Origin of the sequence: Bacillus bruguierae, assembly GCF_037104725.1 — a bacterium.
Taxonomy (GTDB): domain Bacteria; phylum Bacillota; class Bacilli; order Bacillales; family Bacillaceae_G; genus Bacillus_A; species Bacillus_A bruguierae.
Genome location: NZ_JBAWSX010000001.1, coordinates 541,439 through 562,491, shown reverse-complemented (window position 1 = coordinate 562,491; position 21,053 = coordinate 541,439). Strand labels below are relative to the sequence as shown.

General features: G+C 37.0%; 23 protein-coding genes. 2 read left to right on the top strand and 21 right to left on the bottom strand.

Annotated features, from left to right (window positions below; translation table 11 throughout):
* Positions 1-10: 10 nt before the first annotated feature.
* A complete protein-coding gene (locus tag WAZ07_RS02790; protein ID WP_336471223.1) occupies positions 11-1,321 on the bottom strand; it encodes a DEAD/DEAH box helicase in 1,311 nt (436 codons plus the stop codon).
* 625 nt (positions 1,322-1,946) lie between these two features.
* Here WAZ07_RS02790 and vrrA point away from each other — a divergent pair.
* Together vrrA and WAZ07_RS02780 are read left to right on the top strand one after the other, a co-directional pair.
* A complete protein-coding gene (vrrA, locus tag WAZ07_RS02785; RefSeq protein ID WP_336471222.1) occupies positions 1,947-2,624 on the top strand; it encodes a VrrA/YqfQ family protein in 678 nt (225 codons plus the stop codon).
* A 90-nt stretch (positions 2,625-2,714) separates the two neighbouring features.
* Positions 2,715-3,656, top strand: a complete 942-nt coding sequence (locus tag WAZ07_RS02780) for a 4-hydroxy-3-methylbut-2-enyl diphosphate reductase (protein ID WP_336471221.1) — start codon at positions 2,715-2,717, stop codon at positions 3,654-3,656.
* Positions 3,657-3,750: 94 nt separating this feature from the next.
* Here WAZ07_RS02780 and WAZ07_RS02775 read toward each other — a convergent pair whose 3' ends face one another.
* From WAZ07_RS02775 to rpsU, 20 genes are all read right to left on the bottom strand, one after another.
* A complete protein-coding gene (locus WAZ07_RS02775; protein WP_090916673.1) occupies positions 3,751-4,872 on the bottom strand; it encodes a Nif3-like dinuclear metal center hexameric protein in 1,122 nt (373 codons plus the stop codon).
* On the bottom strand, positions 4,869-5,576 hold the full coding sequence (locus WAZ07_RS02770) for a tRNA (adenine(22)-N(1))-methyltransferase (protein WP_336471220.1): 708 nt from the start codon (positions 5,574-5,576) through the stop codon (positions 4,869-4,871). The genes WAZ07_RS02775 and WAZ07_RS02770 overlap by 4 nt, the downstream gene beginning before the upstream one ends.
* Positions 5,577-5,754: 178 nt before the next feature.
* On the bottom strand, positions 5,755-6,114 hold the full coding sequence (gene cccA, locus WAZ07_RS02765) for a cytochrome c550 (protein ID WP_336471219.1): 360 nt from the start codon (positions 6,112-6,114) through the stop codon (positions 5,755-5,757).
* Positions 6,115-6,495: 381 nt separating this feature from the next.
* The gene (rpoD, locus tag WAZ07_RS02760) at positions 6,496-7,617 is read right to left on the bottom strand and encodes an RNA polymerase sigma factor RpoD (RefSeq protein ID WP_020062259.1); all 1,122 of its coding nucleotides are present in this window, start codon (positions 7,615-7,617) and stop codon (positions 6,496-6,498) included.
* A 59-nt stretch (positions 7,618-7,676) separates the two neighbouring features.
* Positions 7,677-9,473, bottom strand: a complete 1,797-nt coding sequence (gene dnaG, locus WAZ07_RS02755; protein ID WP_336471218.1) for a DNA primase — start codon at positions 9,471-9,473, stop codon at positions 7,677-7,679.
* A gap of 38 nt (positions 9,474-9,511) precedes the next feature.
* A complete protein-coding gene (locus WAZ07_RS02750) occupies positions 9,512-9,970 on the bottom strand; it encodes a YaiI/YqxD family protein (RefSeq protein ID WP_090916680.1) in 459 nt (152 codons plus the stop codon).
* Positions 9,971-10,224: 254 nt separating this feature from the next.
* On the bottom strand, positions 10,225-11,037 hold the full coding sequence (locus WAZ07_RS02745; RefSeq protein ID WP_336471217.1) for a pyruvate, water dikinase regulatory protein: 813 nt from the start codon (positions 11,035-11,037) through the stop codon (positions 10,225-10,227).
* A gap of 29 nt (positions 11,038-11,066) precedes the next feature.
* Positions 11,067-11,699, bottom strand: coding sequence for a helix-turn-helix transcriptional regulator (locus WAZ07_RS02740; RefSeq protein WP_336471216.1), 633 nt, complete (start codon positions 11,697-11,699; stop codon positions 11,067-11,069).
* A gap of 105 nt (positions 11,700-11,804) precedes the next feature.
* Positions 11,805-12,551 carry a DNA repair protein RecO gene (gene recO / locus WAZ07_RS02735; protein WP_336471215.1) on the bottom strand — a complete coding sequence of 249 codons (747 nt, stop codon included), beginning with the start codon at positions 12,549-12,551 and terminating at the stop codon, positions 11,805-11,807.
* Positions 12,552-12,584: 33 nt separating this feature from the next.
* Complete coding sequence (locus WAZ07_RS02730; protein WP_090916686.1) at positions 12,585-12,728, bottom strand: YqzL family protein; 144 nt, start codon at positions 12,726-12,728, stop codon at positions 12,585-12,587.
* Positions 12,729-12,879: 151 nt separating this feature from the next.
* Positions 12,880-13,788 carry a GTPase Era gene (gene era, locus WAZ07_RS02725; protein WP_090916688.1) on the bottom strand — a complete coding sequence of 303 codons (909 nt, stop codon included), beginning with the start codon at positions 13,786-13,788 and terminating at the stop codon, positions 12,880-12,882.
* A complete protein-coding gene (locus tag WAZ07_RS02720) occupies positions 13,781-14,179 on the bottom strand; it encodes a cytidine deaminase (protein ID WP_090916690.1) in 399 nt (132 codons plus the stop codon). The genes era and WAZ07_RS02720 overlap by 8 nt, the downstream gene beginning before the upstream one ends.
* A 55-nt stretch (positions 14,180-14,234) precedes the next feature.
* The gene (locus WAZ07_RS02715; protein ID WP_336471214.1) at positions 14,235-14,588 is read right to left on the bottom strand and encodes a diacylglycerol kinase family protein; all 354 of its coding nucleotides are present in this window, start codon (positions 14,586-14,588) and stop codon (positions 14,235-14,237) included.
* Positions 14,585-15,055, bottom strand: a complete 471-nt coding sequence (ybeY, locus tag WAZ07_RS02710; RefSeq protein ID WP_336471213.1) for an rRNA maturation RNase YbeY — start codon at positions 15,053-15,055, stop codon at positions 14,585-14,587. Before ybeY ends, WAZ07_RS02715 begins: the two co-directional genes overlap by 4 nt.
* Positions 15,056-17,203 carry an HD family phosphohydrolase gene (locus WAZ07_RS02705; protein WP_336471212.1) on the bottom strand — a complete coding sequence of 716 codons (2,148 nt, stop codon included), beginning with the start codon at positions 17,201-17,203 and terminating at the stop codon, positions 15,056-15,058.
* A 403-nt stretch (positions 17,204-17,606) separates the two neighbouring features.
* Entirely contained in the window at positions 17,607-18,566 is a 960-nt protein-coding gene (locus WAZ07_RS02700) for a PhoH family protein (RefSeq protein ID WP_336471211.1), read from the bottom strand.
* A gap of 7 nt (positions 18,567-18,573) precedes the next feature.
* Positions 18,574-19,773, bottom strand: a complete 1,200-nt coding sequence (gene yqfD, locus WAZ07_RS02695; protein ID WP_336471210.1) for a sporulation protein YqfD — start codon at positions 19,771-19,773, stop codon at positions 18,574-18,576.
* Positions 19,774-19,942: 169 nt separating this feature from the next.
* The gene (yqfC, locus tag WAZ07_RS02690) at positions 19,943-20,236 is read right to left on the bottom strand and encodes a sporulation protein YqfC (protein ID WP_035429805.1); all 294 of its coding nucleotides are present in this window, start codon (positions 20,234-20,236) and stop codon (positions 19,943-19,945) included.
* Positions 20,237-20,342: 106 nt separating this feature from the next.
* Complete coding sequence (locus tag WAZ07_RS02685) at positions 20,343-20,786, bottom strand: GatB/YqeY domain-containing protein (RefSeq protein WP_090916698.1); 444 nt, start codon at positions 20,784-20,786, stop codon at positions 20,343-20,345.
* A gap of 15 nt (positions 20,787-20,801) precedes the next feature.
* On the bottom strand, positions 20,802-20,975 hold the full coding sequence (rpsU, locus tag WAZ07_RS02680) for a 30S ribosomal protein S21 (RefSeq protein WP_020062243.1): 174 nt from the start codon (positions 20,973-20,975) through the stop codon (positions 20,802-20,804).
* Between the last annotated feature and the right edge of the window lie 78 nt (positions 20,976-21,053).

The window sequence follows — 21,053 nt, the reverse complement described above, 5'->3', positions numbered from 1 at the left end:
AGGAAAATCCTTATCTTTTCTTTTTGTTATATTTTTTCTTAATTTTTTCGCGTTCCCATTCAAGCTTTTTCTTGTAGTTCGGCTTTACTTTTTTCGGTTTTTTCACAACTTTTTGCGCCATAGCATCTAATCCGTCATTTGGCTTCTTACGGCTTTGACGGCGACGACGAGGTCCTAATTCAATCAACTCACCTGCACGTAAGTCCACGTGTTTGAATTCAATATGACGTTGCTTTTCTAACGTATCTAATGCTTCTTCATCCGATTGGTCATAAATTGTTGCCGCAATACCAGAATATCCTGCACGAGCTGTTCGGCCCACACGATGAATAAAGAAATCTAAATCAGATGGAATTTCGTAGTTAATAACATGACTAATTCCCTCGATATCAATGCCACGTGCAGCTAAATCTGTCGCTACAATGTATTGAAATTCTAAATCACGAACTTGTTTCATCATTTTCTTACGATCACGTGGTGATAAATCACCGTGAATACGACCAACTTTTAAACCACGTTCTGTTAAACCATTCGCTACTTCATCCGCCATTTTCTTTGTATTCGTAAAGACGATCGCTAAATACGGCTGATATTGTAGTAACAGATTTTTCACAAGTTCAATTTTATTACGATGTCTTGATGGAATAAGGTGATGCTCCAGATTAACCGCTGCTATTTGCTTCGGATTAATATGAATATGCTCTGGATTCTCCATATATTTCTTCATAAATGGTTTTAACTTTTGTGGAATTGTCGCTGAGAAAACGAGCATTTGTAAATTTTTAGGCATACGTGCTGCAATTTTATCTACATCATGAATAAAGCCCATATCAAGCATTAAATCTGCTTCATCGACAATAATTGCAGAAGCCGTATGTACAAATAGCGCTTGCTCTTCCACCAAATCCTTAATACGCCCTGGTGTTCCCACAACAACATGCGGTTGTTTCTTCAATTTTTCAATTGAACGTTGTTTATCTGTTCCACCGATAAAACAACGCGCTGTTATCATGTTGTCTTCCTCACAAAACTTTGTTATCTTTACAATTTCTTCATAAATTTGCTGCGCCAACTCACGAGTTGGAGCTGTAATTACAAGTTGTACTTCTTCTTTGTTTGCATCAATCCGATTTAATGTTGGAAGTAAATACGCATGCGTTTTTCCAGATCCTGTTTGTGATTGTCCAATAATACTAACTCCCTTTTTCACAACCGGAAAAATCTTTTGTTGAATTTCTGTTGGTTCTGAAAAACGTAATTCACGAATTGCATCTATTAAAAATGGTTGAAAATCATACTGTGTAAATGTTTGCACTGTCATACATTCCACCTTCTTTCTTATTTCTACTGCGTTCATTAATCAGTCAAGTTAACATTATATCGAAATCTATCAGTAAAATCTATCTTTATATATATCCATTTTCATTTTTCGGCATCTTTGTCTAGCTCTGCCTCCTAAGCCCTCATGTCTAAGAACCTTCCACACGAGAAGGTAAAAAACACCTTCTGTGTGAAAGAACCTTAGCCAACGGGCCTAAACAGCCGCTTCCGCTTTTCTTTATGATCCAGCTCCAGCGGCTAGAACAGTCGGTGGCTTCGCGTCTTCCGCCGAGGCAAAAAGCGCCTCTATGTTAGAAGCTCCATCCCCCTCTTGTTCTAAGCGAGCCGCTTCCGCTTTTCTTTATAAGTCGTTGCCGTGCAGAATACAATATGACCTGCGCTCGCTTTCTTCTTTTGTTTTAAACTTTGCATGTGGCAGAAAAAAGGCCCTGACCGCTTCTATGCATGGCCAGATGCTCTCGCCCACCTAAAAAGAAAGAAGGTTTTTATGCCGATTTTTAATTTGTATTTATATAGTTTAGCATTTCAACGGAAAAACTAACCTTCTTTCTCTCTATTGCATATTGTAGTGTATATTACCTAATTGAAGAAAGGAGGATTTCCTAATGTATATGAAATCCCCTCCCTATCAACAAATGTACACGCAGTCTCCATATTCTCATACAATGTACCCAACACCAGGCATGCAGCCGATGATGCCTAAGAAAAAAGGATTTCTTGCAAAATTGTTTCAAAAACGCAATCCTGCTGCAGATATGTATATGATGCCCCCTTATAGACAATTAGAAACATACTCAAATACACCGTACCAGCAAAACCATCCATATATGTACCCTCCAAAACAGCAACGAATGGCGCAACCTCAAATGATGGCAGAAGGTGAAACACGAGGAACAGTAGGAACAGCAGGAACAGCAGGAGGCGCATCTAGTGGAATTGGCAGTTTTTTCACGAACTTTATTTCAAATCCCACCGGAATGCTAAACAACGTTGAAAAAGTTGTTCAAATGGCACAATCCTTTGGACCTGTCGTGCAGCAATACGGTCCGATTGTTCGCAATATTCCTAGCATCATGAAAATACTTTCATCCGGAAAAAGCACTGAGGAAAAACAAACAGAGGTAGCCGAAAAACAAACAGAAGTAGTCGAAGTCTCCCCTTCCACTCCATCTAAAGAAATACCTATTACAAGAAAACCACTCGCTCCTAAAATCATAATTGAAGATGAGATAGCAGTAGAAAACGTACAGTCTACCACTCCTAAACCAAAGCTATACGTGTAACATTTCTTTGTCATCTGCTTTCATCTCCTTTATAATGAAAAGGATTAGCTTTATAAAACAAATCCTTTTTTAAAGGAGCGGATTAATTACATGAAAATCGTTAAAATTTCCCCTCGCGGCTATTGCTACGGTGTTGTAGACGCGATGGTCATTGCGCGCAATGCAGCGCTTGATAAAACATTACCAAGACCAATTTATATCTTAGGCATGATTGTCCACAATAAACACGTAACAGATGCGTTTGAAGAAGACGGCATTATTACGCTTGATGGCCCAAGCCGTTTAGATATTTTAGAGAAAATTGAGTCTGGGACTGTTATTTTTACAGCTCACGGTGTATCTCCCGAAGTGAAACAACGCGCGAAAGAGAAAGGCTTAACAACAATTGATGCAACATGTCCTGATGTTACAAAAACACATGATTTAATTGAGACAAAAAAAGAAGAAGGCTACCATATTATTTATATCGGCAAAAAAGGACACCCTGAGCCTGAAGGTGCAGTCGGGATTGCCCCGGATATTGTCCATCTTATCGAGAAAGAAGCAGATCTTGAAACACTTACCATTCCAACGGAAAAAATTCTAGTTACAAACCAAACGACGATGAGCCAATGGGATGTTCAACATATTATGGAGAAAATTCAAGAAAAGTTTCCAACAGCAGAATTTCATAAAGAGATTTGTCTTGCTACGCAAGTACGTCAAGAAGCTGTTGCAAAACAAGCAACTGCTGCTGATTTAACAATTGTTGTTGGCGATCCAAAAAGTAATAACTCTAACCGCCTTGCACAAGTATCTGAAGAAATTGCTAGCACCAAAGCATACCGTGTTGCCGATGTCAGTGAAATCCAATTAGAATGGTTACAAGGAGTAGAAACAGTCGCTATTACAGCAGGCGCTTCTACTCCAACACCTATTACAAAAGAAGTAATTGCATTTTTTGAACAGTACGATCCAACAAATCCTGCAACATGGGACCGTAAGCGAAACGTACCGCTACAAAAAATCTTACCAAAAGTAAAAGCAAAATAAAGAGAAACTTCCATCAGTGGGGGTCTTACTGCCCGCAAATGGCAAGATAGTACAAAAAAATCCGTTATCTCAGGAGATAACGGATTTTTTCATTCTATACAAATGTAAATGGATCTGTATGTAATTCTGAAGCATGAATACGTGCAGTAAATTTTCTCTCATCCACTTTTGCTTGGAGTTGTTTTTGTACACCTTTTTTCATTACTTTTTCCACGTTATGCCCTGGGTCTACGATATTTAATCCGAGCATCATCGCATCATGTGCAACGTGATAATACATATCTCCCGTTACGTATACGTCTGCCCCTTTAAACTTCGCTTGTTTTATATACTTATTCCCGTCTCCTCCAAGTACTGCTACTTTTTTCACCGTATCCTGTAAGTTGCCAACAACGCGAGCTCCCTTCACCTCAAGAGATTGCTTCACATGCTCTGCAAATTGTTGTAAAGTCATTTCTTGCGGCAAATATCCAATTTTCCCAAGACCCAACGTTTCACCTTTGTTTTCTAACGGATAAATATCGTATGCCACTTCTTCATACGGGTGTGCGCCAAGCATTGCCTTCATAACTTTACGTTGCAACGACGCCGGGATAATTGTTTCAATGCGAACTTCTTCTACCTGTTCTAAACGCCCTGTCTCTCCGATATACGGATTCGTTCCTTCTTGTGGTAAAAATGTACCCGCACCCTCGCTATTAAACGTACAGTGGCTATAATTCCCGATATAACCTGCTCCTGCATCACCAATCGCTCGACGTACCACTTCTGCATGCGAAGAAGGAACAAATACAACTAGCTTTTTCATTTCTTCTGTATAAGTGGGAACAAGCACCTCTGTTTCCTGCAATCCTAAAGCAGCTGCCAATAAATCGTTCACGCCGCCTTTTGCAATGTCCACATTTGTATGAGCAGCATAAACTGCAATATCGTTTTTTATACACATTTCAATAATACGCCCATACGCTTGCTCTGTATGAATCGCTTTGAGCGGATTAAAGATAAGCGGATGATGGGCAATAATTAAATTTACCCCTTTTTCAATTGCTTCTTGTACAACTTCTTCTGTTACATCAAGCACAATTAACACATTCTCTACCGGTTTATTTAATGCCCCAATTTGCAATCCAACTTTGTCGCCCTCGACTGCTAAATGTTTCGGGTACATACTTTCAAATAAAGAAATGATTTCATATCCATTAGGCGTTTTACTCACGATAAAACCTCCTCAATCATACGGATCTTCTCTAACACTTCTGCACGCTTCGTTTTTGTCTCTTCTGTTTCTGTTGCACGTTCTAATTGCTTAAAAATATTTTTAAAGTTTTTTCGTTCACTTTCCCATTTCTCTACAAACACTTTATTTTTCTCTTTTATTAAAAATGGTCCCATGAATAAAGCTTCTTCTTTTTTCTCATTATAGGGCGCTAGAGCATTGCCCTGTTCTCCTACTAAAATTTCGTAAATCTTTCCGTCTTCTTTTACGATTTTTTCTTTTATCAATTCCCAACCATTCTCAATAAACCATTCACGAATATGATGTGCAGCAATGTTAGGTTGTAAAATTAAACGAGTTACACCCTTCAGCTTCTCTTTTCCATTTTCTAAAATATCACAAATTAACGCACCACCCATACCTGCGATTGTAATTACATCTACTTCGCCTGGCGCGATTACTTCTAAACCATTCCCTTTACGTACACTCACTTTATCTTGCAATCCGCACTCTGCTACTGTAGCTTGTGCAGAACGAAACGGACCTTCTACAACCTCTCCCGCTACCGCCTGCACGGCAATATGATGTAAGATTGTATAGCAAGGTAAATAGGCATGATCCGAACCAATATCTGCAACAGTGGAACCCACGGGAATTTCAAGTGCAACTTCTTCTAATCGTTTTGAAAGCTTTACTTCATTCATTTATTTCAATTACTCCTTCTCTTTCAGTCTGTCTCCATGATAAAGAATTTATAGTTATTATTGCAAGTAGATAAATCATTTTACTTCGCTTACAAACCATTTATTTTTAAATTTGGCGTTTTAACTAATAAAAAAAAGCCCTTTACTTAGATGTAAAGAGCCATTATGTAATCAACTATTATTTTTTCTTTGATAACCAATCTGCTACTTTAGACGCTTGATCTGCCGGAATAAGACCTGGTGGCATATTTCCTTTTCCTTTTACAATTACTTCTTGAATTTGATCCTTCGAAAGCTTACCGCCAACTTTTTGCAAATTAGGACCAACTGCCCCTTGCAATTGATCACCATGACAACTTGCACAACTTTGTTTTACAATCTCTTCTGGTTTTGCTGCTGTTTGTGTCGTTTTTCCCCCGTTTTTCTTCGCGTCAGCTAGTTCCTTTGATTTATGCATGCCTTGAAATGAAAATACAAACATAATAATAATTCCCAATACAGCAATAAGAGCAAATGGAATTAACGGATTACGCTTCATTTTTTCTTTTTCCCCCTCTATATCCCCCAATAGTTTGATGATTTAGTCATTTCTATTGTACTTGAAAACAATCTACCAGAAAAGACCAAACTGTAATAAGTTAAAAATATTCCATATATTCAATTAATTATTCCGCTACAAAATCACGTAATTTTTTGCTAAATATCCACTTTTCTCATCACAAACATTTATATTCTCCATATATTTTTGTTAAGAATACACGAAATTAATCGAAAAATCGAAAAATGACTATTTGCAAATCAAAAGACAATTCTGTAAAATAAATTACAAGAATTGTAATTGCTACTGACATGTAGATTTTAACAAAAATTAACAAAAAAAGTTTACTTCATATTAATGAAGTAAACTTTACACAAAGCTCTATTCTAAGAAATCTTTCAAGCGTTTGCTACGGCTTGGGTGTCTTAATTTACGAAGCGCTTTTGCTTCAATTTGACGAATACGCTCTCTCGTAACGCCGAATACTTTTCCAACTTCTTCAAGCGTACGAGTTCGTCCATCGTCTAAACCAAAGCGAAGACGAAGAACATTTTCTTCACGATCTGTCAATGTATCTAATACATCTTCTAATTGTTCTTTTAATAATTCATACGCTGCATGATCTGCAGGAGATGTTGCTTCTTGGTCTTCGATAAAATCACCTAAATGAGAGTCATCCTCTTCACCAATCGGTGTTTCAAGAGATACTGGCTCTTGGGCAATCTTTAAGATTTCGCGTACTTTTTCAGGAGCAAGATCCATTTCTTCACCAATCTCTTCTGGAGATGGCTCACGACCTAAATCTTGTAATAATTGACGTTGAACACGAATCAACTTATTAATTGTTTCAACCATATGAACTGGTATACGAATTGTTCTTGCTTGGTCCGCAATTGCACGTGTAATTGCTTGACGAATCCACCACGTTGCATACGTACTAAATTTATACCCTTTGCGGTAATCAAACTTTTCAACAGCTTTAATTAGACCCATATTCCCTTCTTGAATTAAGTCTAAGAAAAGCATACCGCGGCCAACATAACGTTTTGCAATACTTACAACTAGACGTAAGTTTGCTTCTGCAAGGCGGCGTTTCGCTTCTTCATCGCCTTCTTCAATACGTTTTGCAAGAGCAATTTCTTCTTCAGCAGATAATAAGTCAACACGACCGATTTCTTTTAAGTACATACGGACAGGATCATTAATTTTTACACCTGGCGGTACACTTAAATCGTTTAAGTCAAACTCTTCTTCAGCTTTGGCTAATTGACGAGTATTTGGATCTTCATCACTGTCGCCAACTAAATCGATTCCTTGTTCACCTAAATATTCATAATATTCATCCATTTGATCGGATTCAATATCAAATCCGCTCATGCGTTCTGCAATCTCTTCATATGTAAGAACGCCACGTTTTTTTCCGAGCTCTGTGAGTTGCTCTTTCACTTGCTCAAGTGTCATATCAGTTTCAATTTGTTTAGAACGAGCTGGTTTATCAGCCATTTGTTCCCCTCCTTACGCGAGATACAAACAATGATTATAGTAAGTTTTTATACAAAAAGCTATTTTCTTGCTTTTCGTTTTTGCAAATATTCTTGGAAAAATCGTGCTGCTGCTAAATGATCTTCTTTTTCCATTTGCTTCAGCGTAAAAATATTTTCCATTTTCTTTAACTTTTGCTTATGCCGACGCAGCGCGTCTACATTGCCATGAAGCAATTCTTCTGAGAACTCAGGATTAATCATTTCATCTGTTGAAATATTAGTTACAATATTTTTCAGCTTTTCATCAGAAAGCCAACTTAGAAAGTTTGCGACTGACGGTTCATTTCCCTTTTCATAATATGCGTATAGCTCATATAAAATCCCTTTATGTTCTTCTGTATGAAAATCTTCTATATGAGGTTCGATACGAAAAGCGATATCTTCACTCTGCAACATGTGATAAATAAGCTCTCTTTCAGCTCTTTCAAAACCAGAAAATTTCGGTTTCACATGAACAATTTGAGAAGGCTGTGCAATTGGCTTTGCCTGTTTTTGCTGTACCTTTTGTTCTTTGCGATATTGGTGCAATTGCCCCAGCAGTGTTTCCATTGAGTAAGCAAATTCCTGTGACAATGCCTTCAAATACGATTCCGCTTGCATTGCATCTTGCAATGACGCTAACTCTTTTAAAACACTTTTCACATAAGTTTCTTTTCCAGACTCATCTTGCAAATTTTTCCCTAAACGAAGATAATTTATTTTAAATCCAACAAAACTTATACTCGCTTGTACAAGTTTTTGAAACGCTGTTGTTCCATAACGCTGTACATACTCGTCAGGGTCTAATTTATCTGGCATAGAGACAACTTTCACTTCACAACCGGTTTGCAATAACAATTGTCCTGCTTTCATTGTTGCTTCTTGTCCTGCTTTATCACCATCATAGCAAAGAACAACAGTTTCAACATTACGCCGCAAAAGCTTTGCCTGTTCCTCAGTTAAAGCAGTTCCCATCGTAGCAACCGATTCTTCGATCCCACTTTTCACAGCAGCTAAAACATCCGCATATCCTTCAAAGAGAAGAACTTGTCCTCGTTTTCGAATAAATGACCTTGCTTGATGAAAGTTATATACCAGCTTGCTTTTATGAAAAATAGGTGTCTCTGGACTATTTAAATACTTAGGCGTATCATCCCCTAATGCCCGTCCACTAAAAGCAGCTACTTTCCCTTGCAGTGTATGAATTGGAAACATCACTCGTCCGCGAAAACGATCATGATAACTGCCATCCTTCTCACTGCGAACAAGTAATCCAGCTTGCTCCATAACAGCAGGTGAAAAACCTCGTTTTTGTAAGATTTTTGCCGCTGCATCCCAAGCAGGAGTGGCGTATCCAATTTCAAACTTTACAATCATTTCTTTTGTAATACCTCGCTCTAGTAAATACGCAAGCGGCTGTTTTCCTTCTTCTGTATTTACTAAGAGATGATGATAATACTTTTTCAAAAGCTCGTGGGCTTGCAACATAATCGTGCTATCATCAGATATATTTTGTGTTTGCTCTAGTTCTGATGTAAAGTTAGCAACAGGAATACCATTTCGCTCACCTAATTTTTGCGCAGCTTCCACAAAAGACAGTCCATCTATTTTCATTAAGAAAGAAAAAACATTTCCCCCTTCTCCACATCCAAAGCAATGAAAAATTTGCTTATCAGCAGAAACAGAAAACGACGGTGAGTTTTCGCCATGGAAAGGACAAAGCCCAAAATAATTTCGACCTTGTTTTTTAAGCTGTACATATTCACCAATCACTTCAACAATATCAGATGATGTACGAATTTGTTCTACAACTTCTTCGGGAATTCTGTTCCCCATAACTCCATCTCCGTGTCGTATTTTGTATTCGATACAAATTAAAGGATTCCTTTATAATTCGACAATATTTTTTCTAAATTTGCCAAAAAATATTGCCGATCACGTTTAGAAAACGCTTTTGGCCCTTTTGTAAAGGTTCCTTGTCTGCGTAACTTCGCAGATACGTATCGATTATATAAAATTGTATCCATATGCTCATCGGTCACAATTGTGCCGCGCGGAGATAATACATATACTCCTTTTTTGACAAGAAGACCAGCAAGTCCCATATCCTGTGTGATAACGAGATTTCCTACTTCTGCACGCTGATAGATATAAAAATCCACCTCGTCTTGCGCAGAATCTACATATACCCAATTTCCCTTCTGACTTCTTGACTGATGGGCGTAGGATGCGATAAACCAAATATCGACATGAAATTTTGCACCGACGCGCATAATTTCTTCCTTCACTGGACATGCATCTGCATCAACATAAATTCGAGTGATGTTTTGCATATTTCTCTATTCTACATCCCTTCTGTGAATCCTTCCATAATGTGCGTTTTCTTGTTCAGATTTTTGTCGATTTTACGTAAAAGCATGTCCTTTACAAAACCTATCACTAGTTTATTCTGAAAAATTGAAGTCTAAACGTAAAATGAATGTTTTTATCACAATTTTTTATTATAATACATTTTTCTAAACTTAGCTACATGTCCTTTTAATTTTTATAGTTAGTGAAAAAAGCACATTCACCTTTGGTAAATGTGCTAAAACATTTTTTGGTTTTGCACTGCATTCACAATAATATTTGCCGTTTCTTCAATCGCCTTATTCGATACATCGATAACCTGGCAACCTATTCTACTTACAATCTGTTCAAAGTGTTTAATCTCTTCTTTAATACGTTCAATGTTTGCATAATTTGCTCCATCACTTAATCCAAGAGATTTTAAACGTTCTTTGCGAATATGATTTAATTTATCAGGCGTTATTTTTAACCCAAAACATTTTTCTTTCGGCACATGGTATAATTCTTCTGGCGGATCCACTTCTGGTACGAGCGGAACGTTAGCAACCTTTAATCGCTTATTATGTGCTAAATATTGCGAAAGCGGTGTTTTCGATGTACGAGAAATTCCAATTAATACAATATCTGCTTTTAAAAGACCTCTTGAATCTCTACCATCATCATATTTCACAGCAAATTCAATTGCCTCAATTTTTTTGAAATACTCTTCATCCAGCTTTCGCACAACCCCCGGTTCATATCTTGGAGTTTGTTTTGTTATATCTTCAATTTGATCGATAAGAGGACCGATAATATCATACACTTCTACGCCTTCTTTTGCCGCTTCTTCTCGTAAATATTTTCTCATATCAGGCTTTACTAATGTAAAACAAATAAGAGCATTATTACTTTTGGCAATAGAAATAACTTCTTTTAGCGTCCCTGTATCTTCTACATACGGCACACGTCTAATATCCGGCGCAAATGGAAATTGTCCCATAGCTGCTCGAACAACTAAATCAGCTGTTTCTCCAACTGAATCAGACACGACATATACAATTTTACTATTCATTGCATTACCTCACTTTAAACGAATTGCCTTTACTCATGATTCACTAAATCAACGAAAGCACGCGTAATATTGGTTTTTGTAATTCGACCAACAACTTCTAATCCCTGTTTCGTCTCTTTTACAACCGGAACAGAGTCAATCTGCTTTTCTATTAAATCCATTGCAACATCATACAAGTTATCTTCCTTGCGACACATCGTAACATTCGGCATTCTTGTCATAATAATATTTACCGGTAATGACGCTAATTCCTGCTTTCCTAAGCTCGCTCTTAACAAATCTTTTCGAGAAACAACACCGACTAACAATGTATTTTGATCAACGATAAATAAAGTACCGACATCTTCTAAAAACATTGTACAAATCGCATCATATACCGAAACATTTTTATCAACCACAACTGGTCTAGATTGATAATCTTGTACGACAATCTTTTTAACTGCTTCTGAAAGCAGTTGCCCACCTGTTTTTCCAGTGTAAAAATACCCAACACGAGGACGCGCTTCTAAATAGCCGGCCATCGTTAAAATAGCCAAATCTGGTCTAAGCGTTGCTCTCGTTAAATTTAATTGCTCAGCAATCGCTTCCCCTGTAATTGGACCGTTGTCTTTTACAATCTGAATGATATGTTCTTGGCGCTTATTCAGTTCTATGATAATCACCACCTTCATTACAAAACGAAAAAAGTTATACTATCTCTTAAATATTATATACTAAATATATCATTCGAAAAAGAAAGTATGTAAAAAGGACCCGAATCCGGTCCCTTATATTTGAAATTTATCAAGTTGATCTAAAAAACGTCTTGATTTCAAATATATCCCACAGTATTCATCATAATACATATTCAATACTGTGCGCATTTGTTTTTTTGTTTCTGCTTTCACAGAGACATTTCCAAGACGGGCTAAGTCGAAATGATAAAATAACCTAAGCAGCTTGTGAATAGCTTCGCTAATTGAAATACGGTACGGATCCTGCTCAGCGTGATGTTTACACAGAAAGCCGCCTTCCCTAACAGAGAAGGCGACAAAATCTGTTGACTGGTGACAAATTGCACATGTATCAAAGTATGGATTAAGCCCTAGAACTGGCAGCATCTTCGTTTGATAGATTAGCGCTAAAATTTCCGGGTCAACCCCTTCGCCCATATAATGCAACGTTTGATATAACATTTCGAATAAATACGGATTATGTTTTTTATCTTCTGTCGCTTTATCAGTCAACTCAACAATAAATGACGCATAAGCAGTTAAAAATAAATCTTCACGAATTTCTCTCATAGAAGAAATAATCTCACCTTGCTGCAATGTTCCTAAACCAGAACCCATTTGAATAAGAAAATGGCCATGAGTTAGTAATTGAGAAACGGATGACAATCTGCTTTTAGGCTTTTTAGCACCTCTCGCCATCGCACTAACTTTCCCTAATTCACGAGAAAATATAGTTACAATTTTGTTTGTTTCTCCATAATCAATCGTTCGAATGACTATTCCCTCAATTTTTTGAAACATGTTCGTCACCATCCAAGGTTCGAACAAAATGGGTTAGGAAATTGGAGAATCTAGCTCTACTTGTATTTCTTCATGCTGTTGCATTTCATCTTCTACATTTTTTTCCATTTCCTTCAAAAGAAGATATGTTTCAATGCTTCCTGTTTTCGAGAAAACTTTCCAGGTAAAATCTAACATAAGAATCCACCTTTCTCAGTGAGCGTTCATGTAATCCAATTTCTTTCTTTGCTATTAAAATGACCCATTTTGTTCATTTTCATGTGAGAAAAATTTTGCTAAATTATACAGCTTTTATCCCGCAATTTGCGAGCAGTAAAAACGTTTCACTTTATAGATATTCATCTTCACGGAAGCCAAGATCACGTAACTGGGACATTTTGTTGCGCCAATCTTTCTGCACTTTTACCCACAGTTCTAAAAATACTCTTGAACCAAGAAGCGACTCCACATCAAGGCGCGCTCTTTTCCCAATTTCTTTTAACATCTTACCTTGTTTTCCGATTACAATTCCTTTTTGCGATGGACGTTCTACAATAATTGTGGCATTAACGTAAATCGCTCCACCTTCACGCTTTTGAATTGCATCAATAACTACGGCAACAGAATGCGGCACTTCCTCACGTGTTAAATGCAATACTTTTTCACGAATAAGTTCCGCAATAATAAAGCGTTCCGGATGATCCGTTACTTGATTTTCCGGATAATACTGAGGGCCTTCTGGTAAATACTTTTTAATTGCGCCGATTAACGCATCAATATTATTTCCTTGTAATGCTGAGATTGGCACAATTTCAGCAAAATTATATAACGTACGATATCGATCAATCAGTCCGAGGAGCTCTTCTGGATGGACTTGATCAATTTTATTAATAACTAAAAATACCGGTTGCTTCGTTTCTTGTAATTTTTCGATGATAAACTCTTCACCACGTCCAAAGCCTTCCTCTGCGTTGACCATAAATAAAACAATATCTACTTCTTTTATTGTTGTTTGAGCCATTTTAACCATAAAATCGCCAAGCTTATGCTTTGGTTTATGTATACCTGGTGTATCAATAAATACGACTTGCGCATCATTTTCTGTGTACACACCCTGAATTTTATTACGTGTTGTTTGTGGTTTATCACTCATAATCGCAATTTTTTGACCGATAATTCGATTTAAAAATGTTGATTTCCCAACGTTTGGTCTCCCAATAATAGAGACAAAACCTGATTTAAAACCTTCTCTATTCATGTAAATCCTCCGCTACAAATGCTCCTGGCAACAATTCTCCTACTGTTGTTTCTTGTATGTCACCTTGTAAATTTGTCAAGTATACTTTTGTATTTGACTTACACAATTCTACCATAACTTGACGACACGCTCCACATGGAGGTACCGGACGTCTTGTATCTGCTACAACTGCAATTGCAGTAAATTCTGTGCTTCCTTCAGAAATCGCTTTAAATAGCGCTGTTCTTTCCGCACAGTTACATAACCCATACGATGCATTCTCAACATTACAACCACGGTATACTTTCCCGTCTGTCGTTAATAAGGCAGCACCTACTTGAAATTTAGAATATGGTACATATGCTTGTTTACGCGCTTCAATCGCTTCTTGAATTAATTCATTGTTGTTCATCGTTTCTCTTCCTTTCCATTCACAATATGAAAAGATAAAAATCTTTGGAATGCAACTATATCATATACGGTCCAAAGATAATAGCACCAATTACAACAGCAATAATCGAGAAAACTAATACGGCGCCTGCTGCTGTATCTTTTGCTATTTTAGCAAGAGGCTTCACATCCATGGTTACTAAATCAACGGTTTTCTCCACCGCTGTATTCACGATTTCTAGCGCAAATACAACACCAATAGTCAAAATTAAAATGAGCCATTCTGTTTTTGTAACATGAAAATAAAGACCAAGCAAACTAACAATACACGCTGCTAAACAATGAATTTGCACATTTCGTTCATAGCGAAAACAAAAGAAAATACCAGCAAACGCATAGCGAAAACTGTTTATAAGTTTTCCTTTTTTCATCTAGCTAATCCAAATGCATCAAGAATTTCTTTTTGCTTCCCAAACATAACCTTCTCCTCTTCTTCTGTCATGTGATCATAACCAAGCAAATGTAAAAAACCATGCACCGCTAAAAAACCAAGTTCACGATCAAAAGAATGACCATATTCTTCAGCCTGCTCTTTCGCTCTCGGAATAGAAATAATAATATCACCTAACATACGAGGCATTTCCACCCCGACAATTTCCATTTCTCCTTCCCCCATATCTTCCATCGCAAAAGAAATTACGTCTGTTGGCTGATCTTTATCACGATATTCACGGTTAATTTCTTGAATACGTTCATTATTAACAAATGTGATTGAAAGCTCTGCTCCACCTTCTACAGATTCTATCTCTGCAGCTTTTTCAACTAATTGTTGAATCATCTCAACATACTCTTCTTTTACTTCTTCTGTTTCATCAATAAAGTCAATTATTAATCCCATTTAGTTCACCTTTTCTTCTGTTAATTTTGGATACTTAATTCGAGAATGGAAAATTCCATTTAATGTTTCACATAATGTTTTCCCGACAATTTGCAGTTCTTTAAATGTTAAATTACATTCACTGAATTGGCCATCTTGTAAACGATCTTTAATAATACTGCGAACAAGATGATCAATTTGCTCCGGTGTTGGTGCATTCATCGAACGAACTGCCGCTTCTACACTATCAGCAATCCCAACAATTGCCGATTCTTTAGATGTTGCTTTTGGCCCTGGATAACGAAACATTTCTTCTGTATATTTCTCTTTATCTTCTTGCATTGCTTTGTAGTAGAAATATTTTAACAGAGTCGTTCCATGATGCTCGGCCGCAATATCAATAATCTCTTGTGGAATATGATGTTCTTCTAACATTTTCACTCCATTTGTAACATGAGAGATAATAATATCTCTACTTGTTTCAGGGTCTAACCGATCATGGGGATTTGATATACCCATTTGATTTTCAATAAAGAAATGCGGCTGCACTGTTTTTCCGATGTCATGATAATATGCTCCTACACGTGCTAATACTCCATTCGCCCCAATAGCTTCACATGCAGCTTCTGATAAATTGGCAACCATAACGCTATGATGATACGTTCCGGGTGCTTCTAACAGAATTTTGCGAATCAACGGATGGTTCGGACTTGCTAATTCTATTAATTTCATGCTAGAGACAAGACCAAGACCGCTCTCTAAATACGGCAATATCCCCATCGCTAAAATAGATGAAATAATCCCAGACGCCGCTGCCATTACTAAATGTGTTCCAATCTCAATTGCCGAAAAGTTTCCGTTACGCAATAGCAATAAAGCTGCTAATACGACAACATTTAAAATCGATACAAGTATCCCAACTTGCAATAGCATTGTACGACGATGCTTTTCCCGTAAGAAAATACTAACAGAAAGCGAGCTAAGCAATACATAAATTCCGACTGCATAATTAAGTGTACTCGTCACACCTTCATTAAATAAAATGCTGCCGCACACCGAAAAAATTACGCTTGTTATAAAAACAAATCGATCACCAATCATTAATTTTACTAATATAGTCCCCATTGCAACTGGAGCAATATAAGCAATACCGACATATTCTAACTTTTGAAACAAACTAATAATTTTCATTAAAACAACTGTAATAGCGACAATTGTTGTATAAGCTAAAATATATGGCTTGTCCTCTCTTCTCGGCTTCAAAAATGCTACAAATTGCTTATGCATGAAAAATAAAAGAACACCAATAAAAATAGCTAGACCCAAATACGGCTGAAACGAATTACTTTGATCCAATAACCCCACTAACTTTAACTGTTCATACGCTTCTCTTGTAATTGTGTCTCCTTCTTTCACAAGAATTTGACCTTGCAAAATATAAACAGGAGCTACTTGATCTATTGCCATTTGCTTTCTTTCTTTCGTTGCATTCGAATCATAAAAATAGTTCGGTACAATCGCATACTGTCCAAGCGCAGTAATTGCTTGCTTCAATTCATTGCTGACAGATACATTTTTTAACTCGTTAGTAATACGGTCTTTAAACTGATCTACTTCATTCATTTTAATATGAGAACTCATTAAACTATTCACAGCTGTGACAGTTGATTCCCTCGCTATAAGAAGCTGATCATCTGTCGCACCTAGAAATTGTAATAACACTTGATCAGACAAACTTTTTGTTAACTCCCTTGGGAGTTTCTCCTTTAACTTATCCAATCTTTCTGCCGCCGACAATTTATTTTGTCCTGCCGGCGCCGAAGCGGCTGCATTTGACTCTGCATTCACTTCCTTAATTGCATCAAAAACTGAGTTCACAACATCAATCCGATTTTGCTTATATTCACTTCGATATGTATACTGATCTTCAATCTTTTGAGCTGCTTCTCTCTTTTTCTTTTCTGTCGTTACTTTATCTTCAATTTTGATGGGAGAATGGATTGTCTTTTTAGAAATAGACAACATTTTGACATCGAGTTGTTCTGGTTTTACATTATTCATCAGTGCAAAAAATAACACTGCTCCTATTAAAATATAAGAAATCCAGCTCAGTTTTTTCGAATGCTGTAAATTACGAAACCACTTAGCAACTTCTTGCAACCTTAACATAATTACAATACCTTCTCCTCTCCAAATATTAAGTGAAACAGAACAAATACCATTTCCTTTATTTATGATAATAAAAAATAAAGCATTAGCCAACCTGTTCACAAAATCTATATACATGCAAGTTAAAAAAACGACATAAAACCACTTTCTTTTAGAGGAGGACGAGAGCATCTGGCCGTGCACAGAAACGGTCAGGGCCTTTTCCTGCCACATGCGAGGTTTACAAACAAAAGGAGCAAACAAGTAGCGGTCATGTTGTATTCTGCATAGCAGTGACTTGTATGTCGAAAAATCAAAATGGATTTATATATAAAAAATATACAGTGAAACTTCCTTTTAGAGTGTTCTTCTCTAGAAGGTTAGAACCAATTGAGATAAAAAGAAATGATCCTTATAAGTAGGATCATTCCATTTTATCATATGCTTCAATAATACGCTGTACGAGCGGATGACGAACAACATCCGACTGCTCAAGTTTAATAAACGAAAGACCAGGCACACGGTCTAATACATTCGCTGCAATTGAAAGACCAGATTTCACACCTTTCGGTAGATCAATCTGAGATGGATCTCCTGTTACAACCATTTTTGAGCCAAATCCAAGACGTGTTAAAAACATTTTAATTTGCGCTCCCGTTGTATTTTGCGCCTCATCTAAAATCACAAATGCATCATCGAGTGTTCGTCCTCTCATGTACGCTAATGGAGCAACTTCAATGATACCGCGTTCCATCATTCTTTGCGTATGTTCTTGCCCAAGTACATCATGAAGAGCATCATAAAGAGGTCGTAAATATGGATCCACTTTTTCTTTCAAATCTCCAGGTAAAAAACCAAGACTCTCTCCCGCTTCCACGGCAGGTCTTGTTAAAATAATTTTTTTCACATAACCATTTTTTAATGCTCGAACAGCCATTACTACAGCTAAATATGTTTTACCAGTACCTGCTGGCCCCATTCCAAACACAATGTCATTTTTCTTAATGGCATAAATATATTGCCTTTGTCCCATCGTTTTTACACGGATAGACTTACCTTTTGCTGTTTTAAAAATTTCTTCTTCGTATAACTCTTCAAAATGAGCCAGTTTCCCTTGACGACCAAGTTGAATAGCATAGGTTACATCACGCTCAGAAATCGATACATCCTTGCGAATAACAACTAAAAGCTGTTGTAATATACCTTCAACAAGCGCTACCGCTTCGTCTGTTCCAGATACACGAACAGATTCCCCTCTTGTAACAATCGATACTTCAAGTTCGTTCTCAATTATTTTTAAATGTGCATCATTTACTCCAAACAAAGCAATTGCTTCATTATGGTTTTCCAATTGTTGATTCATCTCTACTAATTGTTCAGCCATTAATTACTCAATCTCCTTGAATATCGGATTCAGATAGCGGTTGAGCCTCTGCAATATTCTCAATTACTGTATAATGCAGCAATAATTTTAAATTCCCATTCTCAACCTGTTTATGCAAAACTTTCTTCCCTATAATCATAGCACGTTCATCCAATTTTTTCTTTAATTCTTTTTGTCCCATTTCCTCGGCCACCGCCAGTGCCTGTTTTTCTGTATATTCACGGTTTGCTTCTTCTTCTTCACGTACAATCGCTTTTTCATAAGCAATCGGCAGTGTAAAACCGAGCAATTTCACATCATGTCTTACTGTCTCCGTTTTAGACTGCTTATACTTATCATGCTGAAATCCCCATATTTTTATTTTCATGTTTCCAAAAGTAAGATAATGTTCTTTATACGAATCCCCTGTATAAACTTGAAATGTCGTCTTTAGAGGCACCTCCACTTCAGACTTGTACCAAGTTTCACCAAATACAACACCTTTAGCTGATACAATCGTGGGGCTCTCCTCTTTCCCATACATCCCTGACACAAGAAGTTGTCCTTTTTGTACATAATCATTTTTCATAACTATTGGTTTTCCTATTTCTACAAACATTTTTGTAACAATCGCTTCTTTTTTTGCGACTAAATGTTGTGGCAGCTGTTCTTTTTCTTTTTCTGGTTCATTTTTTTCAACTATTTTAAAATGATACGTTGTTCCTTTCACTTCCAAACCAACCCATGTAATGGCGTTAATATTATCAGTCAAATAACGCTGTACCTTCTCTACACTCGGCATTTGAAATTGAAGCTTTCCTTTTTTAATACCCATTTTGTCCAATTCTTTCATCATGATATATTCCGTCTCCGGCTTTGCTCCTGTTATCTCTATTTTCCATACCATATTTGATAAAACAATGACACCTAGGAAAAATAAAAGAAAACCAACAAAAAAACCACTATTCCGAAGTAAGCGCTTATTCCAAAATGGAACCCCGTAACGTCCAATGAAGTATAGATTGCATTCATTTTTACGGTAAATCGGGCGTAATCGTTTCACATCACGAAGTAGCATACAAAATACAAGTGTATCGTCTGCAACTTTCTTGACGTCCCAAACTAGGATATCTCGTCGTACACATTCGTTAATAAATCGTTCTGCTCCTCTTCCTTGAATTCGCACTTTTACATACCCAATCCAATTTGTAAACCACTTATTTTTCATAGCTCGCCTCCATCAGCTTTCTAAAAAAGGCGCAGTCCCTTAAGAGATCTGCACCACATCTATGACTGTACCCTACTCAAACGGTTAGCAGCGAAAGAACTAAGAAGTAAATACTGTCTGCTTATGCCCGATTCGTTCGATAAAACCTCTCACAAATGGAAGTTTCACTTTATTTACCTTTTTTTTCGTCTTCTAAAAACAAGACTTGTTCAATGGTTCCCTCAAGTAAAAGCTCTTCTGGAAGAATCGTCTTAATTACAAAAGAGTCTCCTTTTATTAATAATTGTCCTTGTTTTAATAAAAGCCGCACCTCTTTATCACTAAATACCAATAATCCACGATGATTTTCTATATAAATATGTACCTGCCCAACAAGTGTAATTCTCGGCAGATCCATGAACACATCTGCAGGTAGGTCTATCTGCTTAGTAATCCAGTTTTTCATTTGCTGCAACTTTCTCATCGAAGACCCCCCTCTCATCCCATATGTATGAAAAAAAAGCTTGTAATATCACGTCCAAATTGAAAAAAAACATAAAAAAGCGTCTCATTATAAATGAGACGCTTTTTTATGCTAATAGTTGTGAAACAAGCCTATTCACTTGTGAGCCATCCGCTTTACCTTTTACTTTCGGCAAAACAGCACTCATCACTTTGCCCATATCAGCTTTAGAAGCTGCACCAACTTCAGAGATAGATTGCTGAATAACAGCAAGCAATTCTTCTTCTGTCAATTGCTCTGGCAAATATGTTTCTAAAATCTGAATTTCGCTTTTCAGTTTATCGACAAGGTCTTCACGACCCGCTTTTTCAAACTCAAGGAGGGAGTCTTTATACTGTTTTACTTCACGAGTTAAAACTGTTAGTTCCTCTTCTTCTGTAAGAGGGTTCTGCAGTTTAATTTCTTCATTTTGTAAAGCAGCCTTAACCATACGAATAACGGTTAATTTATTTTTTTCTTTATTCTTCATCGCTTGTTTCATATCATCGTTTAAACGACCGAGAAGACTCATAAATTACACCCTCTCTTAGAATTTACGCTTTCTTGCCGCTTCAGATTTCTTCTTACGTTTTACACTTGGCTTTTCATAGAACTCGCGTTTTCTTGCTTCAGCAAGCGTACCAGCTTTAGAAGTTGATCTTTTAAAACGGCGAAGTGCATCCTCCAAAGACTCGTTTTTACGAACGACTGTTTTTGACATTCTCTTTCCCTCCCTCCGAAACATCCACTTACATCCTAATTTCAGCATGCAAAAAGTAAACACTTTCTCAGCATGTCT